Origin of the sequence: Ancylobacter rudongensis, from assembly GCF_900100155.1 — a bacterium.
Classification (GTDB): Bacteria; Pseudomonadota; Alphaproteobacteria; order Rhizobiales; family Xanthobacteraceae; genus Ancylobacter; species Ancylobacter rudongensis.
The window spans coordinates 359,992-382,992 of record NZ_FMTP01000002.1 but is presented as its reverse complement, the minus strand read 5'-3'; the positions used below and the strand labels follow the sequence as shown (position 1 = coordinate 382,992).

The 23,001-nt window shown below is 70.1% G+C and carries 22 protein-coding genes and 2 tRNA genes; 15 read left to right on the top strand and 9 right to left on the bottom strand.

Going from position 1 to position 23,001, the window contains the following annotated elements:
* The first annotated feature begins 56 nt into the window (after positions 1–56).
* On the top strand, positions 57–671 hold the full coding sequence (locus tag BLO63_RS06775; protein WP_091438050.1) for a carbonic anhydrase: 615 nt from the start codon (positions 57–59) through the stop codon (positions 669–671).
* A 98-nt stretch (positions 672–769) separates the two neighbouring features.
* A complete protein-coding gene (locus BLO63_RS06770) occupies positions 770–1,315 on the top strand; it encodes a YciE/YciF ferroxidase family protein (protein WP_091438049.1) in 546 nt (181 codons plus the stop codon).
* 24 nt (positions 1,316–1,339) lie between these two features.
* Here the strand turns inward: BLO63_RS06770 and BLO63_RS06765 are convergent, their stop codons facing one another.
* Both BLO63_RS06765 and BLO63_RS06760 read right to left on the bottom strand, forming a co-directional pair.
* Complete coding sequence (locus BLO63_RS06765) at positions 1,340–2,194, bottom strand: amidoligase family protein (protein ID WP_244517747.1); 855 nt, start codon at positions 2,192–2,194, stop codon at positions 1,340–1,342.
* Between the two features lie 189 nt (positions 2,195–2,383).
* Positions 2,384–2,460: transfer RNA gene (locus BLO63_RS06760), tRNA-Pro, on the bottom strand.
* A gap of 175 nt (positions 2,461–2,635) precedes the next feature.
* On the opposite strand from BLO63_RS06760, the gene BLO63_RS06755 reads away from it, so the two are divergent.
* The 3 genes from BLO63_RS06755 (at position 2,636) to BLO63_RS06745 (ending at position 4,303) form a co-directional block, all read left to right on the top strand.
* Positions 2,636–2,710: transfer RNA gene (locus tag BLO63_RS06755), tRNA-Gln, on the top strand.
* Positions 2,711–2,792: 82 nt separating this feature from the next.
* The gene (locus BLO63_RS06750) at positions 2,793–3,377 is read left to right on the top strand and encodes an ATP-binding protein (RefSeq protein WP_244517690.1); all 585 of its coding nucleotides are present in this window, start codon (positions 2,793–2,795) and stop codon (positions 3,375–3,377) included.
* A 185-nt stretch (positions 3,378–3,562) separates the two neighbouring features.
* Complete coding sequence (locus tag BLO63_RS06745) at positions 3,563–4,303, top strand: aspartate/glutamate racemase family protein (RefSeq protein ID WP_091438045.1); 741 nt, start codon at positions 3,563–3,565, stop codon at positions 4,301–4,303.
* A gap of 6 nt (positions 4,304–4,309) precedes the next feature.
* Here the strand turns inward: BLO63_RS06745 and BLO63_RS06740 are convergent, their stop codons facing one another.
* From BLO63_RS06740 to BLO63_RS06710, 7 genes are all read right to left on the bottom strand, one after another.
* Positions 4,310–4,771: a MarR family winged helix-turn-helix transcriptional regulator gene (locus tag BLO63_RS06740; protein ID WP_091438042.1), complete on the bottom strand. Its 462-nt coding sequence runs from the start codon at positions 4,769–4,771 to the stop codon at positions 4,310–4,312.
* A 69-nt stretch (positions 4,772–4,840) separates the two neighbouring features.
* Positions 4,841–5,581, bottom strand: a complete 741-nt coding sequence (locus BLO63_RS06735) for an ABC transporter ATP-binding protein (protein ID WP_091438040.1) — start codon at positions 5,579–5,581, stop codon at positions 4,841–4,843.
* Positions 5,578–6,360: an ABC transporter ATP-binding protein gene (locus BLO63_RS06730; RefSeq protein ID WP_091438038.1), complete on the bottom strand. Its 783-nt coding sequence runs from the start codon at positions 6,358–6,360 to the stop codon at positions 5,578–5,580. The genes BLO63_RS06735 and BLO63_RS06730 overlap by 4 nt, the downstream gene beginning before the upstream one ends.
* A complete protein-coding gene (locus BLO63_RS06725; RefSeq protein WP_091438037.1) occupies positions 6,357–8,246 on the bottom strand; it encodes an ABC transporter permease in 1,890 nt (629 codons plus the stop codon). Before BLO63_RS06725 ends, BLO63_RS06730 begins: the two co-directional genes overlap by 4 nt.
* A gap of 24 nt (positions 8,247–8,270) precedes the next feature.
* Entirely contained in the window at positions 8,271–9,500 is a 1,230-nt protein-coding gene (locus BLO63_RS06720) for an ABC transporter substrate-binding protein (protein WP_091438035.1), read from the bottom strand.
* Between the two features lie 120 nt (positions 9,501–9,620).
* Positions 9,621–10,535 (bottom strand): DMT family transporter, encoded by a 915-nt coding sequence (locus tag BLO63_RS06715; protein ID WP_091438033.1) that lies wholly within the window; start codon positions 10,533–10,535, stop codon positions 9,621–9,623.
* A 5-nt stretch (positions 10,536–10,540) separates the two neighbouring features.
* The gene (locus BLO63_RS06710) at positions 10,541–11,059 is read right to left on the bottom strand and encodes a GNAT family N-acetyltransferase (protein WP_091438793.1); all 519 of its coding nucleotides are present in this window, start codon (positions 11,057–11,059) and stop codon (positions 10,541–10,543) included.
* A 202-nt stretch (positions 11,060–11,261) separates the two neighbouring features.
* On the opposite strand from BLO63_RS06710, the gene BLO63_RS06705 reads away from it, so the two are divergent.
* The 10 genes from BLO63_RS06705 to BLO63_RS06660 all read left to right on the top strand — a co-directional run bounded on the left by BLO63_RS06705 (position 11,262) and on the right by BLO63_RS06660 (position 22,968).
* Positions 11,262–11,738: a hypothetical protein gene (locus tag BLO63_RS06705; RefSeq protein ID WP_091438031.1), complete on the top strand. Its 477-nt coding sequence runs from the start codon at positions 11,262–11,264 to the stop codon at positions 11,736–11,738.
* Positions 11,739–11,886: 148 nt separating this feature from the next.
* On the top strand, positions 11,887–12,681 hold the full coding sequence (ubiE, locus tag BLO63_RS06700) for a bifunctional demethylmenaquinone methyltransferase/2-methoxy-6-polyprenyl-1,4-benzoquinol methylase UbiE (RefSeq protein WP_091438030.1): 795 nt from the start codon (positions 11,887–11,889) through the stop codon (positions 12,679–12,681).
* 4 nt (positions 12,682–12,685) lie between these two features.
* Complete coding sequence (ubiB, locus tag BLO63_RS06695) at positions 12,686–14,254, top strand: 2-polyprenylphenol 6-hydroxylase (protein WP_091438028.1); 1,569 nt, start codon at positions 12,686–12,688, stop codon at positions 14,252–14,254.
* A 249-nt stretch (positions 14,255–14,503) separates the two neighbouring features.
* Positions 14,504–15,733, top strand: a complete 1,230-nt coding sequence (coaBC, locus tag BLO63_RS06690) for a bifunctional phosphopantothenoylcysteine decarboxylase/phosphopantothenate--cysteine ligase CoaBC (protein WP_091438026.1) — start codon at positions 14,504–14,506, stop codon at positions 15,731–15,733.
* On the top strand, positions 15,730–16,203 hold the full coding sequence (gene dut, locus BLO63_RS06685) for a dUTP diphosphatase (protein WP_091438024.1): 474 nt from the start codon (positions 15,730–15,732) through the stop codon (positions 16,201–16,203). Before coaBC ends, dut begins: the two co-directional genes overlap by 4 nt.
* Positions 16,204–16,212: 9 nt before the next feature.
* The gene (locus BLO63_RS06680) at positions 16,213–16,656 is read left to right on the top strand and encodes an RrF2 family transcriptional regulator (protein WP_018389350.1); all 444 of its coding nucleotides are present in this window, start codon (positions 16,213–16,215) and stop codon (positions 16,654–16,656) included.
* A 132-nt stretch (positions 16,657–16,788) separates the two neighbouring features.
* On the top strand, positions 16,789–17,769 hold the full coding sequence (cysK, locus tag BLO63_RS06675) for a cysteine synthase A (protein WP_091438791.1): 981 nt from the start codon (positions 16,789–16,791) through the stop codon (positions 17,767–17,769).
* A 135-nt stretch (positions 17,770–17,904) separates the two neighbouring features.
* Positions 17,905–20,589 (top strand): sensor histidine kinase, encoded by a 2,685-nt coding sequence (locus BLO63_RS06670; RefSeq protein WP_091438023.1) that lies wholly within the window; start codon positions 17,905–17,907, stop codon positions 20,587–20,589.
* Between the two features lie 4 nt (positions 20,590–20,593).
* Positions 20,594–22,252 (top strand): tRNA (adenosine(37)-N6)-threonylcarbamoyltransferase complex ATPase subunit type 1 TsaE, encoded by a 1,659-nt coding sequence (tsaE, locus tag BLO63_RS06665; RefSeq protein WP_091438020.1) that lies wholly within the window; start codon positions 20,594–20,596, stop codon positions 22,250–22,252.
* Entirely contained in the window at positions 22,249–22,968 is a 720-nt protein-coding gene (locus tag BLO63_RS06660) for a nucleotidyltransferase family protein (protein ID WP_091438018.1), read from the top strand. The genes tsaE and BLO63_RS06660 overlap by 4 nt, the downstream gene beginning before the upstream one ends.
* The last annotated feature ends 33 nt before the right edge of the window (positions 22,969–23,001 follow it).

Here is a 23,001-nt window from a genome sequence, read left to right as displayed (position 1 = left end):
CGGCCCCGGCACGTCTATTCAGCTACTGCGCGGACTGCCTATCGCAAGGATGAGGGATGGACAAACTGCTCGACGGCTATCGCCGATTTCGCGTCACCGCCTGGCCGGAACGCAAGGCGCTTTTTGAACGGCTGGCGGCTCTTGGGCAGAAGCCCGAGACGCTGGTCATTGCCTGCTCCGACAGCCGCGTCGATCCGTCCATGATCTTCGATGCGGGGCCGGGCGAGCTTTTCGTCGTCCGCAACGTCGCCAATCTGGTTCCGCCCTACACCATCCCCGACCACCTGCACCACGGGACCAGCGCGGCGATCGAGTTTGCCGTGCGGGTTCTCGAAGTGCGCGAGATCGTGGTGCTCGGCCATGCGCTGTGCGGCGGTGCTGGCGCACTGGTCGACGGGGCGCCGCCGCAGGCGCAGGACTTTCTGCCGGACTGGATACGCATCGGCGGCCCGGCCCGCGACATCGCGCTGAAGCTCAGCGACGATCCTGCCGAGCGCCGGACCATTCTCGAATATCAGTGCGTCAAGCTCTCCCTGCGCAATCTCGAGACCTTTCCCTGGGTGCGCGAGCGGATCGAGGATGGCCGGCTCACCTTGCAGGGCGCCTATTTCGCCGTTGCCACTGGCGTGCTCGAAAAACTGCGCCCGGATGGCACCTTCGCTCCGGCCTAATACTATCGGCCTAACGAGCATGGAACCCGGCTGGCCACCCAGGCGTTTCGCGAATGGCCGGGTTCTCCCGACCTTCAGTCACGGCGGGAGGATGTGCCATGGGACTGCTCTCGAAAGATATCAGGTCATTCGATGATCTCCTCGTCCAGGGTCTGGGCGAGCTTCTCTACACCGAGCGCCGGGTCGCCAAGACACTGGCGATCATGGCTGGCAAGGCCTCGGACACAGCTCTCGGGCAGGCACTGGATCAGTGTGCGAACGCCGGCACCGCCAACCTCGCCCAAATCGAGCAGGTCTGTCGGCGGCGTGACTGCCGGCCGCAGGTGGCGGAGAGCCCGGCGATTGACGGCATCTTCATCGGTGCGGAGGAGCTTTCCGGCGAGATAGACGACTGCCGTGTGCTCGATACGGCCATCGCCGGTGCCGTCGAGTCGGCCGCGATCTACACATCGGGTCGCTACACCACATTGATGGGTTGGCTCGACGCTGTCGGGCGCCCTGACTGCGCGCGGCTGCTCCAGGCCGGGTTGGTCCAGCATCAGCGGACGGCGGAGACGATGCGCCAGCTGGCCGAAAAGCGGCTCAATCCCCGCGCGTTGGGAAAGGGTGGGCATGGCCCGGTGGCCGTGGCGATCGCCAGCTGAAACCCTCGGCGGGCTTGTAATGTTCTAGCCACTGGCCCGCCGGCACGCCTCGGCGAGCCGGTCCGGATCGGCGGCGAGCGCCTCGACAGCGACCCAACGGTTCCAGTCCGCCGCCAGGCTCCAGCCGGGCCGGCCCACATAGGCCAGCGGCAGCCGATAGTGCAGCACGGCGCGCGGCTTCACCTTGCCGCGAATGCGTGGGCCTACCTGATGGGGAAACAGCTGCAGGAAGAGCGGCAGCAAATCCAGCGACCGCTTGCGCGTCGGATTGGCGGCCAGATAGTCCGCGCACAGTTGCTCAATGTCGGGTCGGTAGTTGGGCGAAAGCGTCCGCCTGATATAGGCCGCCGGATAGGGCGGCGGCGCGTGAAAGCGCTCCAGCCGGCTGGTGAGGCTTTCCGCGCGCAGGCCAGGCTCCAGCACCAGATAGGCCTGCAGCAGCCTCAGCAAGGCGGGCGCATCGGTTGCCACCGGCATGATGTTGAAATGCAGACCGAGCGAATCGCTCAGGATTGCGCCTTCGCCGCCTGCTCCCGCCCCGCGCAGCCTCTGCGTGACCGTGTCGATCTCGCCGAGCCGCTCCGGCGCCAGCGGCCCGGTGATCATCTCCCGCGGCACGAAGGCCTGCACCGCCGCGCCGAGCCAGGTGGAGAGCGGCGGTGCCAGCCAGCGCCCTGGCCCGTTGCGCCGGGGATGGACATGGCGCATGTCCAGCTCAACGCCGATATCGCCGAGCCGCGAGCCCCGGAGCCGAAAGGCGTGCGGGTCCTCTTCCTCGACCATGCCGCCGAGTAATCCCCGCAGGCATTCGGCGGCCTTGCGTTCGGACAGACGGGTGAACTCGATCTCGACGCCGACCAGCCTTGGGCGGCCGTCCACCGTCAACCGCGAGGTCAGCGAATGAAAAGGCGGGGAAGGCGCGCTCACGTGAGGTGCCAGCGGGTCTGTCTCATCGGCCGGATATGGGGAGCGCGCGCGTCTTGTCCAGACGCGCCTCACACGCCGCCGGCACCGCCCCGAGGGGCGGCGGGTCGTCTCGGCAGAAACGTGGATAGTCTCGGGAAATTATGGTCGGAGTGGCAGGATTTGAACCTGCGACCCCCTCGTCCCGAACGAGGTGCGCTACCAGGCTGCGCTACACTCCGCCTTGGCGCGAGCCTCTAGCATGCGAATGAGCGGGCCGACAAGGGCCCTGTCGCCACTTGCTTGGGGATCGGTGGATAAGCTGCCTGTGGCCTGCCCAAGCGTCGAGGTTGAAAGCGGCGGCCAGCTGTGGCTATCTCCGCGCCCACGGAACGCGCCGGCCCGGTCGCGACCCGTTGGGGCGTCGCCAAGCGGTAAGGCAGGGGATTTTGATTCCCCCATGCGGAGGTTCGAATCCTCCCGCCCCAGCCATCTCCATTATCCAGCTGATGTCATAATCGTAGTTCTGCATCTGCCGTGCCTGCCGACGACTCGGCGTGCTTTGTGAGCCGCTATGGAATTCTCCGAGAGAGGGACGATGGGTCCGCCGCGCCTCTATGTGATGGGAGCATCGTGCTCCGGCGTTTCCACGCTGGGGAGCACTCTGGCCGCTCGGCTCGGCCTGCCGCATCTCGATGTCGACGACTTCTACTGGATGCCGACCGATCCCCCTTACAGCGTCAAACGTCACCCGGAGGACCGCGTTCGCTTGATCGCGCAGCGGCAGAACGACGCCGAGGGGTGGGTCCTCACAGGGTCATTCATCGGCTGGGGTGACGCTTTGGTGCGGGTCGTTGATCTGATCGTCTTCCTCTCGACGCCCACTGCCGTTCGATTGGCGCGGTTGGCGGCGCGCGAGGCGGAACGGCATGGCCCGCGCATTTTACCCGGCGGCGACATGCATGAAGCCCACTGCGCATTTCGTGAGTGGGCGTCGCGCTACGACGATCCCTCCTTCGAAGGGCGTAATCAGGCGCAGCATGAGCGTTGGTTAAACGAGCAATCCGCACCGGTGCTTCGTCTGCGCGGCGAACGCCCGCCCGATGAATTGGCGCAGTCGGTTGTGGCTGCGCTCTCCCGCCGCCCACTTCGCGACTGATCGAGCGGCCCCGCCCATCTGCGTCGTCGCGACGCGGCGCGCTTCGCAGAACACTTCCGCCGATCGCATGCTTGTCTCCTCAAGCCGGTGCAAAGGCGGCTTGGGCAGGCTGCCCGTGTGCGTTCCCCCGGCGTGCCGCAGCGTGCTAGAAAGGCTGCGGCTTCTTCCATCGCCGGGCTTTTCCATTGCGCATCCATCTCGTCAATCCCAACACAACCCGCTCCATGACCGAGAAGATCGCGGCGGCGGCCCGTGCAGTGGCGGCACCGGGAACGGAGATCGTCGAGGCGACGTCGACCATGGGGCCGGCGTCGATCGAAGGTCACTATGACGACGCCCTCGCCCTGCCCGGCCTGCTGGCAGCCATTGCCCAGGCGGAGGCTTCGGGCGTTGATGCCCATATCATCGCCTGTTTCGACGATACCGGGCTGGACGCGGCCCGAAGCCTTGCCCGCGCGCCGGTCGTCGGCATCGGCGAGGCCGGGTACCATTTCGCCAGTCTCATTGCCCATCGCTTCACGGTGGTGACGACGCTCTCGCGCTCGATCCCTGTCATTGAGGCAAATCTCCTGCGCTCGGGGCTGGAGAGGCGTTGCGCTCGTGTGCGGGCCTCGGAAGTGGCGGTGCTGGAGCTGGAGGACCCTGCCTCCGATGCGCGCGCCCGCATCTCCGAAGAAATCGGCCGCGCCGTGCGCGAGGACCGGGCGGAGGCCATTGTGCTTGGCTGCGCCGGCATGGCGGACCTCGCCCGCGCGTTGGGCGAGACACATGGCGTGCCGGTGATTGACGGCGTGGCAAGCGCGGTGGCCCTGGCCGAGGGTCTCGTGCGGGTGGGGCTCGCGACCTCGAAAAGCGGGGCCTATGCGCCCCCGCGCGCCAAGGCGTATAGCGGCCGGATGGCCGATTTCGCCCCGACCGGCGGGTGACGTGCGTCAGCCGAGCTTGCGCAGAAGCCGCATGGCCTGCTCGCGCTCCGTGGCGGTGAGCGGTTCGAGCGTCGCGGCAGAGATCTCTCCGGCGACAAGTATGGCGGCGTCGACGACCTCGCGGCCGCGAGCGGAAAGGTCAACGGCGCGGCGGCGCCGGTCCAGCGGGTCGTCGGTGATGACCAGCAAGTCGCGCGCCTGCAGCCTGTCGACGACGCCCTTGATGGTCGCGGCGTCGAGATGGATCAGGCGTCCCAGGTGGTTCTGCGAGCAGGCGCCGATTTCGCGCAGTTTGGCGAGCGCGGCGAATTGCGGCGGGGTCAATCCCTCGATCATGCGGGCGGTGAAAAGGGCAGTATGGCGCTGGCTGGCCACGCGCATCAAGAAGCCCACCTGCTCGTCGAGCCTGTAGGCGGCGGCGCCCTCGCGACCGGCGCCGTCCGGCTGGTCCGGACCGCCCCTGTTCATCACCGCAATCCCCCTCGAGTACCTCCGACCTATGAGAGCACAGCGCAGCCGGCGCGCAAATGCAAATTGTCAGCGAGTTGGTGCGTTCCCCGGCGCCAGGGCGGCCTTCAGCGACGTTTCCGATGCCTGCCCGGTCCTAGGACCGTGTGCACGCAGTTCGCCCTGTTCGATGCGGTACGCCCGATCGCAGATCGCCGCGCATAAATCCGAACTCTGCTCGGAGATCAGCAGGGAAAGGCCGCCTGCCTTCAACCGCGCCAGTGCGCGGGTCATCTGCTCGACGACGATCGGCGCCACTCCTTCGGAGGGCTCGTCGAGCAGCAGAAGCGAGGGATTGCCGACAAGGGCGCGAGCCACTGCCAGCATCTGCTGCTCGCCGCCAGACATCTGGCCGCCGAGGCGCCCACGCATATCGGCAAGCTGGGGAAAGAGGTCGAACACCGCATCCGTTGTCCAGTCCGGCAAGGTCATGTCTGCCGGGCGCTGGCGGCGGCCGAGATCGAGGTTTTCCAGGACGGTTAGGTCGGCAAAGATGTGCCGATCCTCTGGCACGTAGCCGACACCGAGACGGGCGATGGCATGGGTCGGCAAGGCCAAGAGGTCGGCGCCGCCCAGGGTCAGTCGGCGCGCCTGCCGCCGAACGAGGCCGATGATCGCCTTCATCGTGGTGGACTTGCCCGCGCCATTGCGGCCGACAAGGGCGACGGCTTCGCCGGGTGCGATGTGGAGCGTCAGGCCGAACAGGATCTGCGCCTCGCCGTACCAGGCGTTGAGGCCTTCGATCTGAAGCAGGGGTGTGGTCGCGCTCATGGCGTCTCGCTGATGGAGGCGGAGACACCGCCGAGATAGGCCTCGCGCACCGCCGGGTCGCCCTGTACCGCCTCGACGCTGCCATTGGCGATGAGCCGACCGCGCGCCAGCACGACGACCCGGTCGGCATGGCCGAACACCACGTCCATCGCGTGCTCGGTGAATAGAACGGCAAGGCCGCGGGACCGGGTGAGCCGGCGCACCAGGGCGATCATCGCCTGCCGCTCTTCGGCCGACATGCCGGCGGTGGGCTCGTCCATCAGCAGCAGGCTGGGGTCGCCCGCCAGCGCCATGGCGAGTTCGAGCCGCTTCACATCGCCATAGGCGAGCGCGGCGGCGGGGCGCTCGGCCAGCGCGGCCGTGCCGGTCTGTTCCAGAAGGGCGAGGGCCGCTTCGCGCGCCATGCGGCGCGCCGGCGCCCACAGGCGAAAGACGCGGCCCTGCGCGGCGATCAGCGCCATCTGGACATTTTCCAGCGCCGTCATCGAGCCGAAGACGGTGGCGACCTGGAAGGTGCGCCCCACTCCCAGCCGGGCGATGCGGCGCGGGGCGAGCCCGGTGATGGCGCGGCCATGCAGGCGGACCTCGCCCGCATCCGGCCGCAGCTGGCCGTTGATGATGTTGAAACAGCTGGATTTTCCGGCGCCGTTCGGGCCGATCAGCGCCAGCAATTCGCCGGGCGCGATGGCGAAGCTCACGCCGTCCAGCGCCCGCACGCCACCGTAATGCTTGGTGAGCGCCGAGACCTCCAGCACCGGCGCAGGTGCGTTTCCGCTCATGCTGCGCTCCCCCTTTTGCGGCGCAGTCCGGCGGCGAGGCCGGAGGGGAAAATGAGGACGATGAGGAGGATGATCAGGCCGAGCAGACCGCGCCAATAGGGGCTCTCGCGCATCACCATGTCCTGCAGCAAGGTCAGCCCGCCGGCGCCGAGCAGCGGCCCCATCAGCGAGTGCACGCCGCCGAGCAGCACCATCACCAGCCCGTCAATGGAGCGGCCGACCGAGATCGCCTCCGGCGAGATCGAGCCCTTGGCGAAGGCGAACAGCCCGCCCGCCGCGCCGCACAGCGTGCCGGCGATGGCGAAGGCGAGCCAGCGCACCCTGTCCACGGCGATGCCAAGCGCTTCCGCCCGCAGCCGCGAATCCCGCCCCGCCCGCAAGGCGAGGCCGAAGGGCGCGAAGACCAGCCGCCGGATCAGGACCAGCCCCAGCACGGTCACGCCCAGCGCGGCAAGATAAAGCCCGCTGGCGCTGTCGAAGGGCGGGTCGGGCCAGACGCCGAACAGACCGTTCGAGCCGCCGGTGACCTCTTCCCATTGATGGGCGATCGACCACACGATCTGCGCGAAGGCCAAAGTCAGCATGGCGAAATACACCCCCTCCAGCCGCACGCAGAACCAGCCGAACAGCACGGCGCCGGCCGCTGCCGTCGCCATGCCGACACCGAAGGCCAGCGGCGTCGGCAGGCCGAGCACGGTCGCGGCATAGGCGGTGCCATAGGCGCCGAGGCCGAAATAGGCGGCGTGGCCGAAGGAGGCGAGGCCGCCGGGCCCCATCAGCAGATGCAGCGAGGCGGCGAACAGGGCGGCGATCACCATATCCAGCGCCAGCACCGGGGCGTAGCTGGCGACGGCGCTGAACAAGGGGATGGCGGCGAAACACACCAGCACCGCCAGCGCGATGAGACGCCCGGTCCGGCCGAGCGGCACCAGCGGCGCCTCGGCTTCCCCGCGCCGGGCCTGCGCCGGCTGCGGCCGGCCGAACAGGCCGTGCGGGCGGATGACGAGCACCACCGCCATGACGAGGAACTCCGCCACCAGCGTCAGCCGCGACATGTTGAAGGTGAAGCCGCCCAGCTCCACCAGGCCGAGCGCCGTGCACAGCGCCTTCACCTCCGCCACCAGCAGGGCGGCGAGATAGGCGCCGCGGATCGAGCCCATGCCGCCGACCACCACCACGACGAAGGCGTCGCCCAGCACGGAGAGGTCGAGGGCGAGATTGGCGGGCTCGCGCGCCATCTGCAGCGCGCCGCCGAAGCCTGCGATGCCGGTGCCGAGCGCGAACACGGCGGTGAACAGCACCGCCTCGTTGATGCCGAGCGCCGCGACCATTTCGCGGTCCTGCGTCGCCGCCCGGATCAGCCGCCCGAAGCGGGTGCGCGTGAGGAGCATATGGAGGGCGACGAGGACGACGGGGCCGATGAGAGCAAGGAAGATGTCGTAGTCCGGCAGCCGCCGGCCCAGGAACTCCACCGAGCCCGACAGGCCCGGCGCGCGCGGGCCGAGAATGTCCTCCGGCCCCCAGAAGGCGAGGGCGGCGTCGTTGATGATGAGCAGCAGGGCGAAGGTGGCGAGCAGCTGGTAGAGCTCGGGCGCGGCATAGATGCGCCGCAGCAGCACCACCTCCACCAGCGCGCCGAGCGCCGCCGTCACCAGCGCGGCCCCGAGAATGCCGCCCCAGAAGCCCAGCGCACCGCCAAACGCCTCGCCCAGCAGCGGGGCGAGGGTGACGGCGAGGTAGAGCCCCAGCATGTAGAAGGAGCCATGCGCCATGTTCACGATGCGGGTGACGCCGAAGATGATCGACAGTCCCGCCGCGACGAGGAACAGGCCGGAGGCCGAGGCGAAGCCGTTGACCGCCTGAAACAGCAGTGCCTCGAACGACATGACGTCTTCCTGCCTTCCGAAGCGTCAGTTCGCCGCCGGCCGCAGCTTCGATACCTCGGCATCCGAGGGCAGGACGCTGGCGCCGTCGATATAGACGGGATCGAGCATGATGCCGCGCCCGTGCTTAACCGCCAGCGTGCCGACAAAGGCCCCCAGCGTCGCCTGGTGGTCGCTGGCGCGGTAGACGAAGGGGCCGAACGGCCCGTTCACCTCAAGCCCCTGGAAGGCGTCGACCAGCTTCTCCGTGTCGGTGCTGCCGGCCTTGGCGATGCCGGCGGCGATGGATTTGATGGTGGCGTAGCCGACGATGGAGCCCAGGCGCGGATAGTCGTCATAGGCGGCGCGGTAGGCATCGAGGAAGGCCTGATGCGCGGGAATCGTGATCGCGTACCAGGGATAGCCGGTGACGACCCAGCCGATCGGCGCCTCTTCCTTCAGCGGGTCGAGATATTCCGGCTCGCCCGACAGCAGGCTGACGACGAAGGTGCCTTCCAGCGCCCGGCGGGTATTGGCCTCGCGCACGAAGCGGGCGAGGTCGGCGGCGAACAGCACGTTGAACACGGCATCGGGCTTGGCGTCGGCGATCGCCTGCGCCACCGGGCCGGCGTCGATCTTGCCGAGCGGGGTGGCCTGCTCGGCAACGAATTCGACATCCGGCTGCGCCGCCTTGAGCAGGCGCTTGAAGGTCTCGGCGGCCGACTGGCCATATTCGTAATTGGGATAGACGATGGCCCAGCGCTTGCGGTTGGCCTTCACCGCCTCCGGCATCAGCATCGCCACCTGCATGTAGGTGGAGGGGCGCAGGCGGAAGGTGTAGCGGTTGCCGTCCGACCAGGTGAGCTTGTCGGTCAGCGGCTCGGCGGCGAGAAAGAACACCTTGCGGCGCTTGGCCAGATCCGACACCGCCAGCCCGACATGGGAGAGGAAGGTGCCGGTGAGGAGGTCCACCTTGTCGCGGGTCAGCAACTCGGTGGCGACCCGCACCGCGTCGCCGGGATTGCCGCCATCGTCGCGCGAGACGAGTTCCAGCGGCCGGCCGATCACCCCGCCGGCGGCGTTGATCTCCTTCAGCGCCAGCTCCATGCCCTTGCGATAGGGATCGAGGAAGGCGGCCTGCGCCTTGTAGCTGTTGAGCTCGCCGATGCGGATCGGCTCGGCGGCCGTCGCCCTGGAGGAGAGGACCGGCGCCACGAGCGCGGCGGCGAGGGTCGCGGCGGTGAACAGGGCCGCGCGCAGGCGCTTGGTGGGGCGCATCGCAGAACTCCGGGTGGATCGACGGGACAGCGCCGACATGGGGGACGTCGAGGGGGCGTTTGGCGGCCTAACCTATCGTCTTGCGGCGCGGGGTCCAGCCCCGCGCCGGTGAAGCGCGGCCTAGGGGCCGACTTCGACCTCGGCCTCGCGCAGGCGGCTGCGCCGCGAGGCGATGAGCGCGCCGCCGGCAATGAGCGCGGCGCCGGCGAGCGTGCTGGGGGAGGGGATTTCGCTGAACGCCACCAGCCCGATCACCAGCGCCCAGAGGAAGGCGGTGTACTCGAAAACGCCGAGCCGGCTGGCATCCGCCCGCCCATAGGCCCAGGCCATGCACAGATGCCCCGCCGTGCCGAGCACGCCGATGAGCACGAACAGGCCCAGTTCCCCGCCCGACACCGGCACCCACTGCCAGGCGCCGAGCGGCGTCACCAGCACGCAGGCGAACGCATTCTGCAGCAGCACGATGGTGGGGATCGGGTCGCGCGCCGCCCGGCTCTTCAGCGTCACCATGGCGAGGGCATAGGTGACGGCCGCGACCAGCGCGGCGGCGATGCCCGGCCCGTTGGCGAGGCTGCCGCCGGCGCCCATGTCCAGCTCGTTCCACAGCACCACCAGCACGCCGGCAAAGCCGAGGCCGAGGGCCAGCAGGATCGACTTGCCCGGTCGCTCGCCGAGGAACAGCGCGGCGAACAGGGCGATGAACAGCGGCGAGGTGAAGGACAGCGCCAGCGCCACCGCCAGCTGCAGCACGGACAGCGAATAGAAGAAGGTGAGGGCGGTGATCGACACCAGCACCGAGCGCCACAGATGCGGGCGCAGCATGGACCGGCCGGGCAGCGGCGTGCGGCAGGCGGCGAATACCGCGCCCGCCGCCAGCGCGCCGACGGCATAGCGCAGCATCGCGATCTGCCCGGTGCCATGGGTGGCCGCCACATATTTTATGACGCCGTCCATGATCGACAGAATGCCGATGGCGGCGATCGTCACCAGCGCGGGGCCGTTGAGAACGGCGCGTCGAAGGGTTGCCTGCCACATGGGGATCAGCCTTCGCGCGTTCCGACCGCCGCGAGGGGCAGGCGGTAGGAATATTCCCAGGTGGCGGACAGATCGTGGCACTCCCGCGCCGGCCCCGCGCGGGTGAAGCCGCAGCGCTCATAGAAGCGGTGCGCGTCGGCAAAGCGCGTGTCCGTCCACAGCCGGATTTCCCGCGCGCCGGCGGCGCGGGCCGCGGCGAGGGCGGTCTCAAACAGGGCGCGGGCGATGCCGCGCCGGCGGGCCGCGCGCGCCACATAGACCTTGAAGATTTCCAGCCCGCCGCGCGGGGCGTCGGGGTCGCGTGTGGGGGCCAGCGCCATCGAGCCGATGACGCCGCCCCCGCCCTCGGCGACCCAGATGGTGCCGCCGCGCCCGGCGAAATGGCTGGCGATGGCGTCGAGTTCGGGGAATTCGGCGGCGCGGTCGAACACGCAGCCCTCATATTCGGCAAAGGCGGCGGCGATCAGTGCGGCGATGGCATCGCCATCCGCATCGGTCGCCGGCCGGATCAGGAAATCGGTCACGTCGTTCACTCCGGCCCGGCGGTCCATTTTCTCGCCGGGAAGGCTGGGAGAGTTCGACGGCGGGGCGCGGGCGGACTATGTTCGGCTGGTCTTCTGGCGTAAAGACCATTCATTATGCCCGATACATGGATCTGAAATGGCAGGCCCGCGCTTGATCCGTGACTGCCCGCCCGCCCGCCAGCCTTCCGTTCCGGAGTGCTCTATGAACGTGTCTCGCTGTGTTGCCCGCCTCGCCTTTGTCGCCACGCTTGCCGCCGTGCTCGCCGGCTGCGCCTCCCCGCCGCCGCCCCGGCCGATCGAGCCGGCGCGGCCCCAGTTCACCTCGCCGATCACGGCGCAGCAGGTGATGGGCAAATGGGGCCTTGCCGCCTATCACCGCCCGGAGGACGCGGCCCGCACCGAGGCGCAGGCCCGCCAGGGCTGCCGCCAGCCTTATGTCATCAATGCCGGCCCGTCGGGCGGCTTCATGATGTATCTGGCCGACGACGCGCAGCCGTCCGAGGTGGTGTCGAAGCAGGTCGGCAACGGCCCGATCTATATCGGCCTGCCGGACGAGCCGCCGGGCGCGCGCTCGGACCGCGAAGTGGTGCGATTCGACGGCCAGGTGCTGGTGCTCAAATGGATGGACCCGGAAGTGGCCGGCCGCTACGGCACCATGGTCTATGTCCGCTGCCCGTGAGCGGGCGGGACTGATTCGCCGCAGCCGCGGGTAGCCACCCGCGCACGGGGCTGGGTTGCTTGAGCGGCCCGGCCCGCCGCTTGGAGCCGCGCGGCCTCTCCGCTATGGTCCGGCCCGAATTCGGATCGAACGCGGGAGCCGCGCACCCATGGTTGGCGACACACAGGCCGGGGACACACACGGCAACGGCGCTGGCGCCGACACCCATTTCGGCTTCCGCACCGTGCCGCTCGGCGAGAAGCAGCGCATGGTCGACGAGGTGTTCCACTCGGTGGCGCGCCGCTACGACCTGATGAACGACCTGATGTCGCTCGGCCTGCACCGGGTGTGGAAGGACCTTCTGGTCTCGCGCCTGCGCCCGCCGAAGAGCGAGCGCGCCTTCCGCCTGCTCGACGTCGCCGGCGGCACCGGCGATGTCTCCTTCCGCACGGTGGAAGCCGGCGGGCCGGGCACCAGCGCCGTCGTCGCCGATATCAATGGCGGCATGCTCGGCGTCGGCCGCGAGCGCGCGGCCGCTCTCGGCCTTGCCGAGCGGGTGGAGTTCGTCGAGGCCAATGCCGAAGAGCTGCCCTTCGCCGATAAGAGTTTTGACGCCGCCACCGTCGCCTTCGGCATCCGCAACGTGCCGCGCATGGACAAGGCGCTCGCCGAGATGCGCCGCGTGCTGAAGCCCGGCGGGCGCTGCTTCGTGCTGGAATTCTCCCGCGTCGACGTGCCCGGTCTGGACGCGATCTACGACACCTATTCGTTCAAGCTGATTCCCGGCATGGGCAAGCTGGTGACCGGGGACGCCGATTCCTACCAGTACCTCGTCGAATCGATCCGCAAATTCCCCCCGCCGGAGGCCTTCGCCGAGCTGATGCGCGAGGCGGGGTTCAAGCGCGTGGCGTGGCAGCCGCTCACCGGCGGCATCGTGGCGCTGCATTCCGGCGTGCGGATCTAGCGCCGTGGCCACGCCCCTCGGTGATTATCTGCGCCTCGCCCGTGCCGGCTTCGTGATGGCGCGCGAGGGCGTTGCCTCGCGCATCGATCCCGGCGTGCGCCCGCCCGGCTCCGAGCCGCTGTTCGCGCTCGCCGCCCTGATCGAGCGGCGCGGCCCGGCCTCCAGCGCCGCCCGGCTCGGCGCCGCGCTGTCGCGGCTCGGCCCTTCCTATGTGAAGCTCGGCCAGTTCCTCGCCACCCGGCCGGATGTGGTCGGCCCGCAGCTGGCGCGCGACCTGGAGCTGCTGCAGGACCGCATGCCGCCCTTTCCGCAGGATGTGGCGGAGGCGACCATCGCCCGCACCTTCGACCGGCCGGTGAGCGACGTTTATGCCCGGCTCGACCTGCCGCTGGCCGCCGCCTCGATCGCGCAGGTGCACCAGGGCGAGGTGATCGAGGCCGACGGCACGGCGCGCCGCGTCGCGGTGAAGGTGCTGCGCCCGGACGTGCAGCGGCGTTTCCGCATCGACCTCTCCTCCTTCTACCGCGCCGCCCGTCTCGGCGAGAGCTCTTCCCCCGAGGGCAAGCGGCTGCGGCTGGTGGCGGTGGTGGACACGCTCGCCCGTTCGGTCTCGATGGAGATGGATCTGCGGCTGGAAGCGGCCGCCATGTCCGAGCTGGCGCAGAACACCGCCGAGGACGCCGATTTCCGCGTGCCGGCGGTGGACTGGGACCGCACCGGCCGCGAGGTGCTGACCACCGAATGGGTCGACGGCATCAAGCTGAACAATCTGGAGGCGCTGCGCGCGGCCGGGCACGATCTGCCGCAGCTCGGGCGCATCGTGATGCAGTCCTTCCTGCGCCACGCCCTGCGCGACGGCTTCTTCCACGCCGACATGCACCCCGGCAATCTGTTCATCGACCCCGAGGGGCGGCTGGTGGCGGTCGATTGCGGCATTATGGGGCGGCTCGGCCACAAGGAGCGGCGTTTCCTCGCCGAAATCCTGTTCGGCTTCATCACCCGCGACTGGCTGCGCACGGCGCAGGTGCATTTCGAGGCCGGCTATGTCCCCCCGCACCATTCGGTGGAGGATTTCGCCCAGGCGATCCGCGCCATTGGCGAGCCGATCTATTCGCGCCGCGCCGACCAGATTTCCATGGCCAAGCTGCTGACCCTGCTGTTCGAGGTGACGGCACTGTTCGACATGCAGACACGGCCCGAACTTCTGCTGCTGCAGAAGACCATGGTGGTGGTGGAGGGCGTCGCCCGCAATCTCGACCCGCAGCTCGATATGTGGAAGACCGCCGAGCCCGTGGTGCGGGCCTGGATCGAGCGCAATCTGGGCCCAGCCGGGCGGATCGAGGAGGTGGCGGTCGGCATCGGCGCGGTCGGCCGCTCGCTGCAGACCCTGCCCGAACTGATCGCGCACGGCCAGCGCATCGCCGCCCAGCTCGACGCCGCCACCCGCGACGGGCTGACCCTCTCGCCCGCCACCACCGACGCCATCGGCCGCGCCGAGGGGCGCGGCAATCGCTGGATGACGCTGGCGCTCTGGGCGATCGCCGGGCTGATCCTGGTGCAGATGCTGTTCTGAGGCGGGGCTGGGTGAGTCTCGTCCACAATGAGCGGGCGAACTCTCCGCGACCGATCTGAACGGCGTTGCCATTGCCGTGATGGCGGTGGGCGGGCTCGGCCCTCTCCTCTCAGTGCTGAACGGCGGCACGGTCTCCGCTCCTCGCATCGGCCCGGCCGAGGGAAGGATTAACCTCGTCCATCATCCGGAACTATCGCGCGCCCGGCTGCCGGCCTAGTCTCGGCGCCGACGCCGGCCACGGAACTTCCCATGCTCGCCACCAAGCGAATCCTACTCGTCATCGGCGGCGGCATCGCCGCCTATAAGAGCCTCGACCTGATCCGCCGGCTGAAGGAGCGCGGCGCGGCGGTGCGGGTGGTGATGACATCGGCCGCCCAGCATTTCGTCACGCCGCTGGCCGCCGGGGCGCTGTCGCATGACCGCGTGTTCACCGAGCTGTTCGACCGCGAGGCGGAGCAGGATATCGGCCATATCCGCCTCTCGCGCGAGGCGGACCTTCTCATTGTGGCGCCGGCCACCGCCGACCTTATGGCGAAGATGGCGCATGGCCTCGCCGACGACCTCGCCTCCGCCGTGCTGCTGGCGAGCACCCGGCCGATCCTGCTCGCGCCGGCGATGAACCCGGCGATGTGGGCGAATGCCGCCACACGCCGCAACGCGGCGCAGCTCGCCGCCGACGGGGTGCGTTTTGTCGGGCCGAATGCCGGCGCCATGGCCGAGCGCGGCGAGGACGGGGCGGGGCGCATGGCCGAGCCGCTGGAGATCGTCGCGGCGGTGGAAGCGCTGCTGGCGGCCGGCGGGCCGCTCACGGGGCGGCATGTGCTGGTCACGTCAGGCCCGACGCATGAACCGATCGACCCGGTGCGCTATATCGCCAACCGTTCCTCCGGCAAGCAGGGCCACGCCCTCGCCGCCGCCGCCGCCCGGGCCGGGGCCCGGGTGACGCTGGTCTCCGGGCCGGTGAACCTGCCCGCGCCGTCCGGCGTCACGGTGCGCCCGGTGGAAAGCGCGCGCGACATGCTGGCGGCGGTGGAGGCCGCGCTGCCGGCCGATGTCGCCATCTTCGCCGCGGCGGTGGCCGACTGGCGCGCCGCCAGCGAGGCGCCCGAGAAGATGAAGAAGGATGGCGGCGCCCTGCCGCCGCTGGCGCTGACCGAGAATCCCGACATCCTCGCCACCATCGCCCACCGGACGGAGGGCCGTCCGCGCCTCGTCATCGGCTTCGCGGCGGAGACGCAGAATGTGGTGGGGTATGCGCAGGCCAAGCGCGTCCGCAAGGGCTGCGACTGGATCGTCGCCAATGACGTCTCGGCCCAGAGCGGCATTCCCGGCGGAGTGATGGGCGGGGACGCCAACGAGGTGCACCTGATCACCCCCGAGGGCAGCGAAGCGTGGCCGCGCGCCTCCAAGACGGAGGTGGCCGAAAGGTTGATCGCCCGCATCGCCGCCGCGCTGGGCGAGAAGGAGAGTGAATCATGAGTATCGAGGTTGCCGTCCGCGTCCTGCCGCATGGGCAGGGCCTGCCGCTTCCCGCCTATGCCACGTCGGGTTCCGCCGGGCTCGACCTGATGGCGGCGCTGGCGGAGGGCGAGACGCTGACGCTGGCCCCGCTCGCCCGCGCGGCGGTGCCGACCGGGCTGGCGCTGGCGCTGCCGGAAGGGTTCGAGGCGCAGGTGCGCCCGCGCTCGGGCCTCGCGCTCAAGCAGGGTCTGACGGTGCTGAACGCGCCGGGCACGGTCGATTCCGACTATCGCGGCGAGGTGAAGGTGATCCTGGTCAATCTCGGGGCCGAGCCGGTGGTGCTGGAGCGTGGCCAGCGCATCGCCCAGATGGTGGTGGCGCCGGTGACGCGCATTCATCTGGTCGAGGTCGGTAATTTGGAGGAAACAACGCGGGGAGAAGGTGGATTTGGCTCGACAGGGCTCGACGGCCGGCAAATATCGCGCTAGCCAAGAGCCATGCCGCGCCTCTCCGATAAAAGCCTCCTCGCCATCGCCGCCGTCGTCGACGTCGCGCTGCACGCCCGCGGCATGCCGGTGGCGGCCAAGGCGCTCGCCGCGCGGCACGAATTGCCGCCCCGCCATCTGGAGCCGGTGCTGCAGGCGCTGGTGCATGCCGGGGTGCTGAAGGGCGTGCGCGGCCCGCGTGGCGGCTATGAACTGGCGCGCGAGCGGCGACGGATCACGGTGGCGGAAGTGGTGCGCGTGGTCGAGGCCGAGAGCGAGGAGGCGCTGGACGCCTTCCCCCCCATCGTCCGCGATATCGTGCAGCCGGCCGTGGCCGAGGCGGAGCGCGCCTTCGAGGCGGCGCTCGACGCGGTGACGGTGGAAGACCTCTGCCGCGCCGCCGCGCAGAACACGCTGCGAAAGGGCATGCCCGAAGGCATCGATTTCACCATTTGATTTTGTAGATAATTTGTTTTCTCGACTTTGAGTCGTGAATATGTTAGCCCTGCCGGCGAAAACCGTTCGTTGAAGAACAATTCGCTACTGACGGGCCGCGCCAACGTGCCGGTCCGCTTGCTGGAGGCACCCATGGCCGACACCGCTCCCCACACCGCGCCCACCGCCAAGCCGGGGCGCGGGCGGGTCTATTCCTCCATCACCGAGACCATTGGCGACACGCCGCTGGTGCAGCTGAACCGGCTGCCGGCCGAGCGGGGGGTGAAGGCGCGCATTCTCGCCAAGCTGGAGTTCTTCAACCCGATCGGCAGCGTCAAGGACCGCATCGGCGTCTCGATGATCGAGGCGCTGGAGGAGGCGGGCGTCATCAAGGCCGGCACCGTGCTGGTCGAGCCGACCTCGGGCAATACCGGCATCGCGCTCGCCTTCGTCGCCGCCGCGCGCGGCTATCGGCTGATCCTGGTCATGCCGGAATCTATGTCCGTGGAGCGCCGCAAGATGCTGGCGCTGCTCGGCGCCGAGCTGGTGCTGACCCCGGCGGCGCAGGGCATGCGCGGCGCGGTGGCGCGGGCGGAAGAGCTGATGAAGGAGCTTCCCGACGCCATCATCCCGCAGCAGTTCCGCAACCCCGCCAACCCGGCCGTCCACCGCCGCACCACGGCGGAGGAAATCTGGAACGACACCGACGGCGCGGTCGACATCGTCATTTCCGGCGTCGGCACCGGCGGTACCATCACCGGCCTCGGCCAGGTGCTGAAGCCGCGCAAGCCCGGCCTGCGGCTGGTGGCGGTGGAGCCCGAGGACAGCCCGGTGCTGTCTGGCGGCCAGCCCGGTCCGCACAAGATACAGGGCATCGGCGCCGGCTTCGTGCCTGATGTGCTGGACCGCTCGGTGATCGACGAGGTGGTGACGGTGGGCAACCAGACCGCCTTCGAGACCGCCCGCGCCATCGCCCGGCTGGAAGGCATTCCGGTCGGCATCTCCTCGGGCGCGGCCATCGCGGCGGCGCTGGAGGTCGGTGCGCGGCCGGAGAACGAGGGCAAGACCATCGTGGTCATCATTCCCTCCTTCGCCGAGCGCTATCTTTCTACCGCCCTGTTCGAGGGACTCTGACGTCTCCTCCTGTGTAGCGCGCGCCCGGCCCTTCTAGTGCGACTCCGGCTTCGATAAAGTCGCGTTGATTCGGTGCCTCGCCATGGGCGGGGCGCCTGCCGGAGGGCGGCAGTCGGCAAGGGGAGACGGGCGCGGATGGCGCATCCGGCCGGCAGGGGCGGGACGGAAGACGGCTGGCGCGTCGACGCGCGCGCCGGCACGGTTCCACGCCCTGTTCCCAACGTCGTTCCCGGCTTTGCTGCCGGCTTGACCCCGCGCCATTTGCGACGCCACGTCGTGCGTCTGTTCAGGCGGCTCGCCCGCCGGATGGCGCGCCTTCTCGCCGCCCCGCCGGCCACGGTGGCGGGGGCTTCCGGCTCGGCTTTGTCGAGCCTCGGCCTTGCCGTCCACAGCTTTCCCGCGCAGGCGCAGACCGTCGCCTCGCCCGCAGCCCAGCCCGCCCCCGACGGGCTGTTCGCCGTGCTGGCGGTGCAGGACCCGAGCGCGCTGATCGGCCTGGCGCTCGTCGTCGGGCTGATCGTCTTCGCCGCCACCACCGCCATCGTGCATCTGCGCTACCGCCGGCAGTCGCTGCGGCGCGAGGCCGATGCGTTCGGCGAGATCGCCCGGCTGGAGGCGCAGATCGACGAGGCCCGCGCCCTGCTGATGGCCGAGCCGCAGATCGTCGTGGTCTGGCGCGATCCCGCCGCCGACCCGGAAATCATCGGCAACACCCCCGCCTTCACCGGCGTCGCCGCCCCCGCGCGCATCCTCGCCTTTGGCTCCTGGCTCAGCCCGGCCTCGGCGGGCGAGATCGAGGCGGCGGTCGATCGGCTGAGGGCGCGCGGCACGCCGCTCGCCGCCACGCTGGCGACGCAGGATGGCCGCTTCGTCGAGGCGGAGGGCCGGCCGGTCGGCTCGGCCGTGGTGCTGCGCCTGCGCGATATCACCGGCGTGCGGCTCGACCAGGCGCGGCTGGAAGCCGCCTATCGCGCCCTTGACGACGAGACCTCGGCGCTGCGGGCGCTGCTGGAGGCGCTGCCCGCCCCGGTCTGGGTCGGGGGCGAGGACGGAAAGCTGCGCTGGAGCAACGCCGCCTATGCCCATGCGGTGGAGGCCCGCGACGGCCACGACGCGGCCCAGCGCGACCTCTCGCTGCTCGACCGGCAGACCCGCACCCGGGCGCAGGCGCTGCACGCGGACAGCCAGCCCTTCAAGGCCCGGCTGCCTGTGGTGATCGCCGGCACGCGGCAGGTGCGCGACGTGCTGGAAGTGCCTGTCGGCGGCGGCGCCGCCGGTATCGCGCTCGACGCCACCGAGGCCGAGACGGTGCGGGCGGAACTCGCCCATGTCGTCGGCGCCCATCGCCGCACGCTGGACCAGCTGGCGACCGCCGTGGCGATCTTCGGCAAGGACCAGCGGCTGGTGTTCCACAATGCCGCCTATGCCAGCCTTTTCGAGCTCGACGCGGCCTTTCTCGACGACCGGCCGACCGACGGGGCGGTGCTCGACCGGCTGCGGGCGGCGCGCCGCCTGCCCGAGCAGGCCGATTTCCGCGTCTGGCGCGAGGACCTGCACGGCGCCTACCGCGCCATCGAGCCGCGCGAGCACTGGTGGCACCTGCCGGGCGGGCGCACGCTGCGCGTCGTCACCGCCCCCAATCCGGAGGGCGGCGTCACCTATCTGTTCGACGAGGTGACGGAGCGCCTGGCGCTGGAAAGCCGCTTCAATTCGCTCACCCGCATCCAGAGCGAGACGCTGGACGCGCTGGCCGAGGCGGTGGCGGTGTTCGGCAGCGACGGGCGGCTTGGCTTGTCCAATTCCGCCTTCCGGCAGCTGTGGAATCTCGACAAGGCCGCGCTCGGCGCCCATCCCCATATCGACGCGGTGGCCGAGGCCTGCCGGCGGCTGACCGCCGATGGCGCGGTGTGGCCGAAGCTGCGCTCCGCCGTCACCGGCATCGAGGCGCGGGTGCCGACCGAGTTCCGCATGGAGCGCAGCGACGGCATCGTGCTCGACGGCTCCACCCAGCCGCTGCCGGATGGCGGCACGCTGGTGACGCTGCGCGACATTACCGACAGCGTGCATGTCGAGCGCGCGCTGGTGGAGCGCAACGAGGCGCTGGTCGCCGCCGACCACCTCAAGAGCACCTTTGTCGGCCATGTCTCCTATGAGCTGCGCTCGCCGCTGACGACGATCATCGGCTTCGCCCAGCTGCTCGACGACACCGGCATCGGCCCGCTCAACCCCAAGCAGCGCGCCTATGTGAACCACATCACCGAGAGCAGCGCGGCGCTGCTGGCGATCATCAACGACATTCTCGACCTCGCCACCATCGACGCCGGCGCGATGACGCTGGAGCTGGGCGAGGTCGATCTGCGCGCGGCGATGGAGGCGGCGGCGGAAGGGGTGCGCGACCGCCTCGCCGAGGGCGGCCTGCGCCTGTCGATCGAGCTGCCGCCCGCCGCCGGCACCTTCCGCGCCGATGCCAAGCGGGTGCGGCAGGTGCTGTACAACTTGCTTTCCAACGCCGTCGGCTTCGCGCCGGAGGGCTCCACCGTCACGCTCTCGGCCGAGCGGCGGGACGACAAGGTGGTGTTCCGCGTGCGCGACGCCGGGCCGGGCATCCCGCCGGAAATCGGCGCGCGGGTGTTCGACCGCTTCGAGAGCCACACCGCCGGCTCGCGCCATCGCGGCGTCGGGCTCGGCCTGTCCATCGTGCGCTCGCTGGTGGCGCTGCATGGCGGTACAGTGAGCCTGAGCGCGGCGCCGGGCGGGGGCACCCTCGTCACCTGCACCTTCCCCCGCGCGGCGGACGCCGGCCGGGACGCGGCGGAGTAGAGCGATGATCGACAACCGTAGCACGGGAGCCGTTCCGACCTCGCCGGTGGCGCATTGGGACGTCGTGCTGCCCGACGAGACCGCCACCGGGCGGCTCGCCATGGACCTTGCCGCCCTGCTGAGGCCGGGCGACCTGGTGACGCTGGGCGGCGATCTCGGCGCCGGCAAGACCACGCTGGCGCGGGCGATCATCCGCGAACTCGCCGGCGACCCGAACCTCGAAGTGCCGAGCCCCACCTTCACCCTGATGCAGACCTACGACCTGCCGCGCCACCGCGTCGTGCATGCCGATCTCTACCGCCTCGGCGACCCGTCCGAGCTGGACGAGCTCGGCTGGACCGAACAGACGGACGGGGCGGTGACGCTGGTGGAATGGGCCGAGCGCGCCGAAGGCGCCGTGCTGCAGCCGGACCGGATGGAAGTGCACATCACCCTTCCCCTGGAGGGCGCCGAGAAGATGCGCCGGGTGCGGCTGTTCGGCTATGGACGGATGGCGGGCGGGCTCTACCGGATGAAGGCGATACGGGCGCTGATCGACCAGGTCGGCTTCGGCCCGGCCCAGCGCCGTTTCCTGCAGGGCGACGCGTCCGCCCGCAGCTATGAGCGGCTGATCGGCCCCAAGCGCAACGCCGTGCTGATGAATTCGCCGCGCCGGACCGACGGCCCGCCGGTGCGCGGCGGCAAGCCCTACAGCGCCATCGCCCATCTCGCCGAGGACGTGAAGCCTTTTGTGGCCATGGCGCGGGCGCTCAGGGCGCGCGGCTTCTCGGCGCCGGCCATCTATGGCGGCGATCTCGACGCCGGGCTGCTTGTCATCGAGGATCTCGGCCATGAAGGCGTGCTGGAAGGCACCCCGCCGGCGCCGGTGGCCGAGCGCTATGAACTCGCCGTCGACGTGCTGGCGGCGCTGCACGGGCAGGACCTGCCGGCGACGATCGCCGTCACCACCGGGCTGGACCACCGGCTGCCGCCCTATGACCTCGACGCGATGCTGATCGAGGTCGAGCTGCTGCTCGACTGGTACCTGCCCCATGCCGGCACGCGGGTGTCGCCGGACGCCCACCGTTCCTTCCGCCAGCTCTGGGCGGCGGCGCTGGCGCCCTCGCTGGCGCAGAAGCCGGTCTGGGTGCTGCGCGACTATCACTCGCCGAACCTGATGTGGCTGCCCCAGCGCGCCGGGCTGGCGCGGATCGGCCTGCTGGATTTCCAGGACGCGGTGATGGGCCCGGCCGCCTATGACCTCGTCTCGCTGGCGCAGGATGCACGGGTGGATGTGCCCGAGGCGCTCGAACTCGCCTTGCTCACCCGCTATGTGAAGGCGCGCCGGGCGGGCGATGCCTCCTTCGACACCAAGGCGTTTGCCGCCTCCTATGCGGTGATGGGCGCCCAGCGCGCCACCAAGATCCTCGGCATCTTCGCCCGGCTGAACCAGCGCGACCGCAAGCCGGTCTATCTCGCCCATCTGCCGCGCATCTGGACCTATCTCCAGCGCTGCCTGTCCTTCCCCGAACTCGGCGGGCTGGCGAGCTGGTACAAGGACCATGTGCCGGCGCCCGGCGCCTCGCGGCTGCCGCCCGGCGTGCGGCCGGCGGTGTTTCCCGTCGCGGCGAAAGCGCCGACCGCTCCACCTCCCGCCACGCCGAACGAACCCGGCCGTTCATGACCGACATCACCACCGCCATGGTGCTCGCTGCCGGCCTCGGCACGCGCATGCGCCCGATTACCGATCGCCTGCCCAAGCCGATGGTCGAGGTCAATGGACGGACCCTGATCGACGTCGCGCTCGACCGGCTCGACGCGGCCGGCGTCACCACCGCCGTGGTCAACCTGCACGCCCATGCCGACCTGCTGGAGCGCCATCTGGCCTCCCGTACCCGGCCGCGCATCGTCCTCTCCGACGAGCGCGACGCGCTGCTGGAAACCGGCGGCGGCATCGTCCGGGCGCTGCCGCTGCTCGGGCCCGACCCGTTCTTCGTCGTCAATGCCGACACGATCTGGATCGAGGGCATCCGCCCGAACCTTGCGACGCTCGCCGCCCGCTTCGATCCCGCGCTGATGGATATCTGCCTGCTGCTGGCGCCGGCCGTCACCTCGATCGGCTATGAGGGGCGCGGCGATTTCCTGATGGACGGGGAGGGCCGCCTGACCCCCCGGCCGGAACGCCTCACCGTGCCCTTCGTCTATGCTGGCGCGGCGGTGGTTTCCCCCGCTATCTTCCGCGATGTGCCGGAAGGGGCGTTCTCGCTGAGCCGGCTGTTCCGCCGCGCCGCCGAGGCCGGCCGGCTTTATGGCCAGCGCATGGAAGGGGTGTGGATGCATGTCGGCACGCCGGAGGCCATCGCCGAGGCCGAAGAGGCCATTGCGCGCTCGAAGGATTGACGCCGTGCCCGCCCCCCGATGGCCAGCGGAGCG

Coding starts and splice junctions, on each gene's coding strand:
- BLO63_RS06660 (WP_091438018.1), top strand. CDS start 22,249: ATGACCGACATCACCACCGCCATGGTGCTCGCTGCCGGCCTCGGCACG.
- BLO63_RS06725 (WP_091438037.1), bottom strand. CDS start 8,246: ATGTCGTTCGAGGCACTGCTGTTTCAGGCGGTCAACGGCTTCGCCTCG.
- BLO63_RS06715 (WP_091438033.1), bottom strand. CDS start 10,535: ATGTGGCAGGCAACCCTTCGACGCGCCGTTCTCAACGGCCCCGCGCTG.
- dut (WP_091438024.1), top strand. CDS start 15,730: ATGAGTATCGAGGTTGCCGTCCGCGTCCTGCCGCATGGGCAGGGCCTG.
- BLO63_RS06730 (WP_091438038.1), bottom strand. CDS start 6,360: ATGAGCGGAAACGCACCTGCGCCGGTGCTGGAGGTCTCGGCGCTCACC.
- coaBC (WP_091438026.1), top strand. CDS start 14,504: ATGCTCGCCACCAAGCGAATCCTACTCGTCATCGGCGGCGGCATCGCC.
- BLO63_RS06680 (WP_018389350.1), top strand. CDS start 16,213: ATGCCGCGCCTCTCCGATAAAAGCCTCCTCGCCATCGCCGCCGTCGTC.
- BLO63_RS06770 (WP_091438049.1), top strand. CDS start 770: ATGGGACTGCTCTCGAAAGATATCAGGTCATTCGATGATCTCCTCGTC.
- BLO63_RS06735 (WP_091438040.1), bottom strand. CDS start 5,581: ATGAGCGCGACCACACCCCTGCTTCAGATCGAAGGCCTCAACGCCTGG.
- BLO63_RS06740 (WP_091438042.1), bottom strand. CDS start 4,771: ATGAACAGGGGCGGTCCGGACCAGCCGGACGGCGCCGGTCGCGAGGGC.
- ubiE (WP_091438030.1), top strand. CDS start 11,887: ATGGTTGGCGACACACAGGCCGGGGACACACACGGCAACGGCGCTGGC.
- BLO63_RS06670 (WP_091438023.1), top strand. CDS start 17,905: ATGGCGCATCCGGCCGGCAGGGGCGGGACGGAAGACGGCTGGCGCGTC.
- BLO63_RS06750 (WP_244517690.1), top strand. CDS start 2,793: ATGGAATTCTCCGAGAGAGGGACGATGGGTCCGCCGCGCCTCTATGTG.
- cysK (WP_091438791.1), top strand. CDS start 16,789: ATGGCCGACACCGCTCCCCACACCGCGCCCACCGCCAAGCCGGGGCGC.
- BLO63_RS06720 (WP_091438035.1), bottom strand. CDS start 9,500: ATGCGCCCCACCAAGCGCCTGCGCGCGGCCCTGTTCACCGCCGCGACC.
- tsaE (WP_091438020.1), top strand. CDS start 20,594: ATGATCGACAACCGTAGCACGGGAGCCGTTCCGACCTCGCCGGTGGCG.
- BLO63_RS06775 (WP_091438050.1), top strand. CDS start 57: ATGGACAAACTGCTCGACGGCTATCGCCGATTTCGCGTCACCGCCTGG.
- BLO63_RS06705 (WP_091438031.1), top strand. CDS start 11,262: ATGAACGTGTCTCGCTGTGTTGCCCGCCTCGCCTTTGTCGCCACGCTT.